Source organism: Methanoregula sp., from assembly GCF_002835825.1.
GTDB lineage: Archaea > Halobacteriota > Methanomicrobia > Methanomicrobiales > Methanospirillaceae > Methanoregula.
In genome coordinates this window covers 1-8,430 of the sequence record NZ_PIZH01000058.1, presented here as the reverse complement: position 1 = coordinate 8,430, position 8,430 = coordinate 1, and the positions used below count along the sequence as shown (strand labels likewise).

General features: G+C 56.9%; 8 protein-coding genes and 1 pseudogene. 4 read left to right on the top strand and 5 right to left on the bottom strand.

All coding sequences use genetic code 11. The features are described 5' to 3' along the window. Positions 1–406, bottom strand: a pseudogene (locus CW742_RS03680) (hypothetical protein); the annotation flags it as partial. 2 nt (positions 407–408) lie between these two features. Then, positions 409–1,179: a TIGR01458 family HAD-type hydrolase gene (locus tag CW742_RS03675; RefSeq protein WP_292416610.1), complete on the bottom strand. Its 771-nt coding sequence runs from the start codon at positions 1,177–1,179 to the stop codon at positions 409–411. A 160-nt stretch (positions 1,180–1,339) separates the two neighbouring features. Here CW742_RS03675 and CW742_RS03670 point away from each other — a divergent pair, with 160 nt between their 5' ends. Both CW742_RS03670 and CW742_RS03665 read left to right on the top strand, forming a co-directional pair. Next, entirely contained in the window at positions 1,340–2,425 is a 1,086-nt protein-coding gene (locus CW742_RS03670; protein WP_292416607.1) for a ribonuclease H-like domain-containing protein, read from the top strand. Further along, a complete protein-coding gene (locus CW742_RS03665; protein ID WP_292416604.1) occupies positions 2,412–4,724 on the top strand; it encodes a DEAD/DEAH box helicase in 2,313 nt (770 codons plus the stop codon). The genes CW742_RS03670 and CW742_RS03665 overlap by 14 nt, the downstream gene beginning before the upstream one ends. Before the next feature lie 11 nt (positions 4,725–4,735). Here CW742_RS03665 and CW742_RS03660 read toward each other — a convergent pair whose 3' ends face one another. Both CW742_RS03660 and CW742_RS03655 read right to left on the bottom strand, forming a co-directional pair. After that, a complete protein-coding gene (locus CW742_RS03660) occupies positions 4,736–4,969 on the bottom strand; it encodes a helix-turn-helix transcriptional regulator (RefSeq protein WP_292416602.1) in 234 nt (77 codons plus the stop codon). 27 nt (positions 4,970–4,996) lie between these two features. Beyond that, positions 4,997–5,383, bottom strand: a complete 387-nt coding sequence (locus tag CW742_RS03655; protein ID WP_292416599.1) for a hypothetical protein — start codon at positions 5,381–5,383, stop codon at positions 4,997–4,999. A gap of 169 nt (positions 5,384–5,552) precedes the next feature. On the opposite strand from CW742_RS03655, the gene CW742_RS03650 reads away from it, so the two are divergent. Both CW742_RS03650 and CW742_RS03645 read left to right on the top strand, forming a co-directional pair. Continuing rightward, positions 5,553–6,518 carry a phosphoribulokinase gene (locus tag CW742_RS03650; protein WP_292416596.1) on the top strand — a complete coding sequence of 322 codons (966 nt, stop codon included), beginning with the start codon at positions 5,553–5,555 and terminating at the stop codon, positions 6,516–6,518. 91 nt (positions 6,519–6,609) lie between these two features. Then, a complete protein-coding gene (locus CW742_RS03645; protein WP_292416593.1) occupies positions 6,610–8,055 on the top strand; it encodes a PAS domain S-box protein in 1,446 nt (481 codons plus the stop codon). 6 nt (positions 8,056–8,061) lie between these two features. Here the strand turns inward: CW742_RS03645 and CW742_RS03640 are convergent, their stop codons facing one another. Continuing rightward, positions 8,062–8,193 carry a hypothetical protein gene (locus CW742_RS03640; RefSeq protein WP_292416590.1) on the bottom strand — a complete coding sequence of 44 codons (132 nt, stop codon included), beginning with the start codon at positions 8,191–8,193 and terminating at the stop codon, positions 8,062–8,064. Between the last annotated feature and the right edge of the window lie 237 nt (positions 8,194–8,430).

Genomic DNA, 8,430 nt, shown 5'->3' with positions numbered 1-8,430 from the left:
GTTCAAGGTACTCATCATCATCAAGGTGCTGCTGGCTCCGTATTGAGCGGAATGTGGCAATGAGGGAGGAGTAAAAGGAGTCCTGCGCGGGATCGTTTATCATCGCCAGGTAGGTTTCCCGGATCCAGGTGGAATCCGAGATGTTCCCCCTCACAACGGTCTCTTTCTTCGCCGCTTTTGCCCCGTAATAGACAGCAGGATCAACGGATCCCGAAAGGGATATGGTGATATTTCCGAAAGGAAACGAGTAATCTGATGAGGGAAGTGGCAGGGAAGTCTGCTGTACTTCGATACGCGGGGGGACAACCCCGTCGCGGTTGACGATGAGGGTAACACCAATGGCAATAATCAGGAAAATGAGGAGGAGGGGGATGAGATATCTCGCTATCTTGCCCTGGGACGCCATGATTACCCTTCAAGGATATCCGGAACGTCAGCAACTGACCCGATAATCATATCCGGTACAACTGTGGATTTGTGCAGAAGATCTTCCCGGAATTTTCCCGTCCTTACAAGAATCCCGGTCATACCTGCCTGCTTCGCGCCCCCCACGTCAGTGAAGAGATCATCGCCGATCATCGCAACCCGCCCCGGGGGAAGCGCCATATCCGTAAGTGCGAGATCAAAGAATGTTTTCGAGGGCTTTCCCACCAGGATCGCGGTCTTTCCTGTCGCGTATTCAAGTGCAGAGACAAACGGCCCCGCGGAGAGTGCAAGGCCATCCTGTGCCATCCAGTACCGGTCTCTCTCAAGGGCTATGAGCTCTGCCCCATCCATGAGGAGCCGGAATGCGGTATTGATTGTGTTATAGGTGGCGTTATCCCCGGCATCGCCAACAACTACATAATCCGCGGATTGTGAAACATGCGCCCCCGTTCCGGCAAAGTCCCGGTCCACATCTCCTGTCACGAGGAGATGAAACCGTGTTTTATTGTTCTGTCTCATGTAAGTGACCGCTGCCAGTGGCGGGGTAAAGATATGTTCCAGGGGAACATCGATACCCATACCCGACACTTGTGATTGGATCGTCTGCCGGCATTTGCGTGTGGTGTTCGAGATACAGCGAAACGGAATATCCTGTTTTTCCAGGTATTCCAGTGTCGTACGGGCCCCGGGGATTGCCTTTCCCCCCTGGTAAATCACGCCATCGAGATCGATCAACAGACCATCTATGTTCATTCTATCATGGCCGGAAAAGAGGCCCGGCCGTTTGCTGGTAGTTTTGTGTTGAATCGCCCGGCAGATTAAACGTCTCTTTAGGGTCCATGGGATCGCCCGACACTTTCACACCGCCCGCCCGGATCTTTAAACCGTCCTATTACGAGGGAGTAACAAGAAGATGTCTGTCGTACCAGCCCCCTCTCGAATCGGCGCACTCTGGCAGCAGCGGATGCAGTCGATGCGGGAATATTCCATTGTCCGCGACGGGAATGCGTTTGAGGCTGGTTTCTCGGACTCCGTGATCTTCTCATCGGAATATGACCGGGCCCGTGTTTTTCTCGATACGCTCCTGGACCGGTATGCTGGAGTGACATTCGACACAGTCTTCCGCGGCAGGGAGATTACCAACGAGGGGGGTACCTGTTTTTCCCTGGAATCCCGGCAGGAGTATTCGTTTCTTCCGCTGGACAGCGAACAGTTGAGAACTCGTCTTCTTGGAGACCTGACTCTTGTTCATGGCATCGGCCCCGCGATCCAAAAACGGCTCAATGCGCGGGGCTATCACTCCATTCCCGACCTCTTGGAGCATCCCTGTTTCCGGCAGCAGGCAAAAACCGTCCTTTCCTGTATCACTGGAGGTGACAGTTCATCCATCATGGACCTTGCCGGCAGCCGACACTCCCGGTCCCATCCATCGGTCCTGGGTGCAGCAACTCTCCATGAGCCGGAAGATTTTGTATTCCTGGATATCGAGACGCTTGGCCTTTTCTCCCGTCCCATCATCCTCTTCGGTATTGGTGTTATCGAACGCGGGCACCTTATCGTCCACCAGTATCTCCTGCGCGATATTGCCGAAGAGCAGGCAGCGCTAATCGCGACGATGGATCACGTGTCCGGAGACCGGCCGGCCCTTGTCACGTTCAATGGCAAATCCTTCGATTTCCCCTATCTTATGGACCGCCTCGCGTACTATGGTCTTGGCTATCCGGCCACCATCCCCCACTTCGATGTTCTCCATTTCAGCCGGCGCCGGTGGAAAGGCCAGTTCCCCTCTCTGCGGCTTGCGGCTCTTGAACGCGAGATCCTGAATGTGATCAGGGAAGACGATGTCCCAGGGCAGATGGTCCCGGAATTCTACGAGAGCTATCTCCGGTCCGGCAACTCCGGCCCCCTTGTCCCCATCGTGGAACACAACCGTCAGGATGTTGTCTCGCTGGCCCGCCTCTTCACCTACCTGCTGGAGGTGGCACATGGCGGTAGCTGATCTTCTCCGTCTTCTCGATACCAACCCGGTCTTCCGGGCACGCTGTGTCCACCGTCAGGTATCTGTACCGGAACCCCCGCACTATGGCTCGCTTGACGCCCCGCTTTCACCGGCCCTTGAATCCTATCTTGACCAGTGCGGGATCCGGCTCTACTCGCATCAGTGCGAGACGATAAACCATGCCCGGGCCGGACAAAATGTCATCCTTACCACCGCAACCGCCAGCGGCAAGACCCTTGCGTTCAATCTTCCGGTATTCTGCCATCTTGAACAGGATCCCGACGCCCGCGCCCTGTACCTGTACCCGACCAAAGCGCTCGCAAATGACCAGCTCCTGTCACTCGAACAGATGGCGCAGTACACGGGGATTACAGCAAGAGTGGCGGTCTACGATGGCGACACCCCCCAGTCAAAGCGGGCCGCGATCCGTGAACACTCGCGCGTGATCATCTCCAATCCCCACGAAATACACCACGTTCTCTCCTGGCATGCCAAGTGGCAGCCGTTCCTCTCGAACCTGGATTATATCGTCATTGACGAAGCTCACCGGTACCGGGGGGTCTTCGGTTCACATATCGCGTTCGTGATACGCCGCCTCCTCCGCCTCTGCCGGCACTACGGTGCAAGGCCGCAGTTTATCCTGTCAACGGCAACGCTGGCAAACCCCGTGGAGTTTGCACATGCCCTTACCGGGCAGGAGTGTGTGCTGGTCGATACTGACGGGGCGCCCCATGGCAGGCGGAATTTTGTCCTCTTCAACCCGTTTTACAACGGGATCAGCGAACGCTCCGTTCACCAGGAAACCAAGGACATCCTGGTCTCCTGCGTGAAAGAGAATCTCCAGACACTCTGTTTCACCGGGTCGCGCAAGATGGCGGAGCTGGTGACGGTCTGGTCGCGGGACGATGCCCGGCGCATATCCCAGAAACTTGCTGACGCGATCTCCGTGTATCGCGCGGGATACCTGCCGGAAGAGCGGCGGGTGATCGAGCGACAGCTCAAGGAAGGTACCCGGAAAGGTGTTGTCTCGACCAATGCCCTCGAGCTCGGGATCGATGTGGGTTCCCTCGACGCCGTTATCATCTCCGGCTATCCCGGCACCATGATGTCCACCCGCCAGCAGGCCGGGCGTGCCGGAAGGAAAGGGGGCGAATCCCTTGCCCTTCTCGTTGCGCAGGCAGACCCGCTCGACCAGTATTTCATGCACCACCCGGAGCAGTTCTTCTCCCGCCCGCACGAACTGGCGATCATCGATACCGGAAATCCCTATATCGTCTCCGGGCACCTGATCTGCGCTGCTGCCGAGCTCCCCCTGCGCGAGGACCGCGATAGCGCATTCTTCGGGGAACCCCTGTCGTGTCTCCTGCCGGACCTCGGGGCAGCGGGGCTCCTCCGGAAAACGATCCGCGGGTGGGTCTATGCTGGCCGCGGGAGGGCAGCCGATGTAGTCCGGCTGGACGGCGTACCCGGCGAGTCCTTCCGTGTCATGTGCCATGGCAGGCTCCTCGAGACTATGGATCGCGGGCAGGCCTACCGCGAAGCGCACAAGGGCGCGATCATGCTCCACCAGGGCGAGACGTACGTGGTCAACGAGATGGACCTCGACACCCACACAATCCGGGTTACGGAAACAGATGTCGATTATTACACGCAGCCGCAAAAAGAGATCGACATCTCCATCATCGGGACGCTGGAGACCCGGACGGTCAACAACACCCCGTGCTTCTTTGGCGAAGTGGAAGTGACGGAGCAGTACACGGGTTACAAGATAAAACGCGGCGACACGATCATCGGCCTTGAGCCTCTCACGCTCCCGCCCCTGACCTTCCGGACAAAAGCCTTCTGGTTCATCCCGCAGGAATCCGTTGAACTGACTGTTACAAAATGTGGTGGCGATCTTGGAGGGGGCCTGCATGGTGTTGAGCACGCGACAATCGCGCTCATGCCGCTATATGTGATGTGCGACCGCTGGGATATCGGGGGGCTCTCATCACCATCATTTGGGGAGAAGGGAGAGCCCGTGGTCTTTGTCTATGACGGGTACGAGGGGGGAATCGGGCTTGCCGAGAAAGCCTTCGGGCTCCTCCCCGAACTTTTCACCGCAGCGCACGAACTGGTCCGCGACTGCCGGTGCGAGAGCGGGTGCCCGTCATGCATCTATTCGCCCAAGTGCGGAAACGACAACCAGCCGCTGGACAAGGATGCCACGGTACGCATCCTCCGCGAGCTCAGCCACGGGCCAGAGGAAGCAGATCATGCTCCCATCGCGGCTGGAAAGAGCGAAGTTCAGGCCGCTTAATTCTGGTAGTGTCAGTCCACCAGCACGATTCGGCTCTCAGGCGTCTCGGATTCGTCATCGAAGAGGAAGAGCTCATCGATCGTTGCATTCAGGGCCTTTGCAACCTCGTGGGCAAGTTTTAAAGAGGGATTGTACTTCCCCTGTTCCAGAAAGACAATTGTCTCCCTCCGCACGCCGACCTTTTTTGCAAGATCATCCTGTGTCAGGGAAAGCTGAGACCGGTACTCTTTGATCCTTGTCCTCATGCACGCTCCCACATCTTGTTAAATACCTTAATCCACATCTCCTTTCCGGAAAAGCCACGCTTGGTACACTACTGCAGAGAGTGCAAGAACTACGACCGAGAGGGCCAGCGCGTTCTGGGTTGTGAGCATAAGAAGCCCGGTATAGTCCAGCCAGAAGAGTGCGGTCATGAAGAAGAGGCCGGTCAGCCAGGCATAGGAGAGGCCGTACGCCCCGATCCTCTTCGACCGCTCGTCCGATTCCGGGTCATCCCCATATTTCCGGTGGCGGATAATCCCGGTGATCAGGAACGCCAGCCCGGCACAGAGCATGATGGTGCCGGCAATTGCTTCACCCTGGCTTGCCAGTGCAAGAACAAGGCCGCTCACGATCATCAACGCCCCGATAATAATCCGGTACATGTTTCTCGGTTTCATCCTCTCAACCCATCTGTTATTTATTTCTAACATTAATGGTTATTAATGTTATTTAAATCTAACATTAAATGAAATCGCCGCAATATAATGTTATGTTTTTCGAACAGATATCGAGGGGCTGGGTTCCAACCCTTTAATACGGTACCGCATGTCAAGGGTACACAGGCCTATGGATCACGAGATCAACTTCAAGGAAACGATTGCCCACTCCCCCATTGTCTTCACCATTGGTGTTGCCGGTGACAGCGGGTCAGGAAAGACCACGTTCACGAACGCGATCCGGCAGATATTCGGCCCGGCCCTGGTCTCTACTATTACGCTGGATGATTACCACAAATATGACCGGGAAGAGCGGAAGCAGCGGGACATCACCCCACTCCACCCCGATGCCAACAACATCAGCCTGCTGGAGGATCACATTGCCCGACTCAGGCAGGGCCAATCAATCCAGAAACCGGTATACAACCATGAGACCGGGAGATTCGATCCCCCCATCCCGTTTGCACCACGGAATATCCTCATCCTCGAAGGCCTGCACACGCTATTCACCCCGCGCCTTCGCGAACTCATGGACTTCTCGATCTTTGTCGACCCGGAAAAAGAGGTGAAATATGCCTGGAAACGTCTTCGTGACAGGGAACGCCGTGGCTATTCCGATGAGCAGGTCACTGAAGAGATCCGCAGGCGCGAGAAGGATTACGCGGAATTTATCGCGCCCCAGCGCTGCGAAGCCGATGCCGTGATCCGCATCTCTCACTCAAAGTACGGGAAGGACCTCGGCCCGGAGCGGAACGTGTACAACATCTCCCTCATGCAGAACCGCATGCGAAAGACAATCTCGGATATCGACCTGAGCATAGACCTGTACTCGCTCCTCTCCTTCCATGAGCGGGATTTCCTGATTGAGTTCACCACGCAGTTTGTCGACTGCGCCCGGATGCGGGCCCTGACCTTTGACGGCGAGATGAATTACGAAACGATCCATAAACTCGAAAAGACCATCGAGTACCAGACCGGCGTCCATCCCATTGCCATGTTCGAGGGCAGGAAAACTGTCACACCCACCGATATCGTCCAGCTTATCCTCTCCTGGCGGATCATCCACCGGCGGATCTTCATCCGTGAACGCGCCTGATTCACGGGATGGTTCCGCCCGTCCCGAAGGCGATCGGGAACCAGCAAAACGTTGTTCTGATCCCGCACCCAACCCTCTCTTAAACCGGCCTATGATCTCGCTCCTGCATATCGATCCCGATGCCGCGCTCCAGAAGAGCCTCAAGGATTACTTTGAGAGTTCCGGCGAGATCTGTGTAACTTCGGTTGCTTCAGCGCGGGAAGCCCATTACCTGCTCCGCTCGCAGCGGTTCGATATCATCATCGCGGAATACCAGCTCCCGGTGACGAACGGGCAGGCCTTTCTTGAAGCCCTACGGCGCAGCCGGAAGAATTCCACGCCCTTTATCTTCTTTGCAAAGAAGGCCGACAACAAGGCAGTTATCAATGCCCTGAACACCGGTGCAACGCATTTCGTGCTCAAGGGACGCAACCCGGCAAAAGAGTTCATGGTCTTAAAGCATTTCATCAGCCAGGCCCTCCAGCAGAACCGGCTTGCAGAGGCCCTGCGGGAGCAGGAGACGCAGTACCGGAATGTCGTTGAGGATCAGTCGGAGTTCATCTTCCGCTTCCTGCCAGACGGCACGATTGTCTTTGTCAACGAGGCATACTGCACCTACTTCAAAAAACCGCGCGATGTGATCCTGGGGCGGAACATCCGTGACAGTATCTCACCGGATTACCGGGAGACCTTCTTCTCCCAGTTAGAGGAACTCACCCGCGAGAACCCGGTGCGTTCCATGGACTCCCGCATGCTTGCAGCCGACGGGTCCACGCTCTGGCAGCAGTGGAGTTACCGGGCGATCTTCTCCGACCTGCCGGAGCCCACGGGATACCAGGCAGTGGGCCGGGACATCACCGCTCAGAAGAATGCCGAGACCGCGCTTGTGCAGGCCCACCGGAACCTCGGGGTCATGAACACCATCACCCGGCATGACATCCTCAACCAGCTCACAGCGGTATTCGGCTACCTCGAGATCGCAAAGCTGGACAGCACGGATACTAAGGTCAGCGAATGCCTTGACAAGGCGTACCATGCAGCCGAGACCATCCGCGGCCAGATCATCTTTACGAAGGAGTACCAGGAGATCGGGAGCAATGCCGCCCAGTGGAAGAGCGTTGAAGCGCTGGTCAAAAAGGCTGAGTCCTCGCTGAACCTTGCCGGTGTCACGGTTGAGTATTCGCTGGAGAACCTCGGTGTCTATGCCGACCCGCTCATCGAGAAGGTCTTCTACAACCTCATGGAGAACTCCCTCCGCCACGGGAAGACAGCGACAAGGATCCGGCTCTCCTGGCGGGAAGAACCCGATGGCCTCCTGATCGTATACGAGGACAATGGCGTGGGTGTCCCGGAAGGAGTCAAGGAGAAGATCTTCCGGCGGGAATATTTCCAGAATACCGGCCTTGGCCTGTACCTGATCCGCGAGATTCTCTCCATAACCGGCATCCGGATACGGGAATGCGGTATTGAAGGAGAGGGCGCCCGGTTCGAGATGAAAGTCCCTCATGGGAACTACGGGTTCCGGACAGAAGGGGACGTTCTGTTACAGGACGGGTAAAAAAGATCAGGGAAGGATCGTGGAACGGACCGAGAGGAAGACCGGTCCCCGCACATCCACTTTCTTTTTGCTGTCGGTGATGAAGCGCATCGCGTACTCATCGACCTTCAGGTTGATGTCGCTTGGGAGCTTCGCCATCTTGACCTGAACGGTTGTTTCCTTCCCGCACCGTGCTGCCTCCTCGATCCGCGCCGCGGCAAGGGCCGATACCGCGGAATGCTAGGAGTGGCCGGTTGGTACTCCCTCCGTCCGCACCCGCCTCCCCTTCTCGGCCTCCCGCTCCCCGACCACCGATCCTTCCTTGCCGCATATCTCTTATGCCCAGGCCCCTCCGCCTACTTTCGCACTGTGCACGGTCCCTTTCACCACCACCCT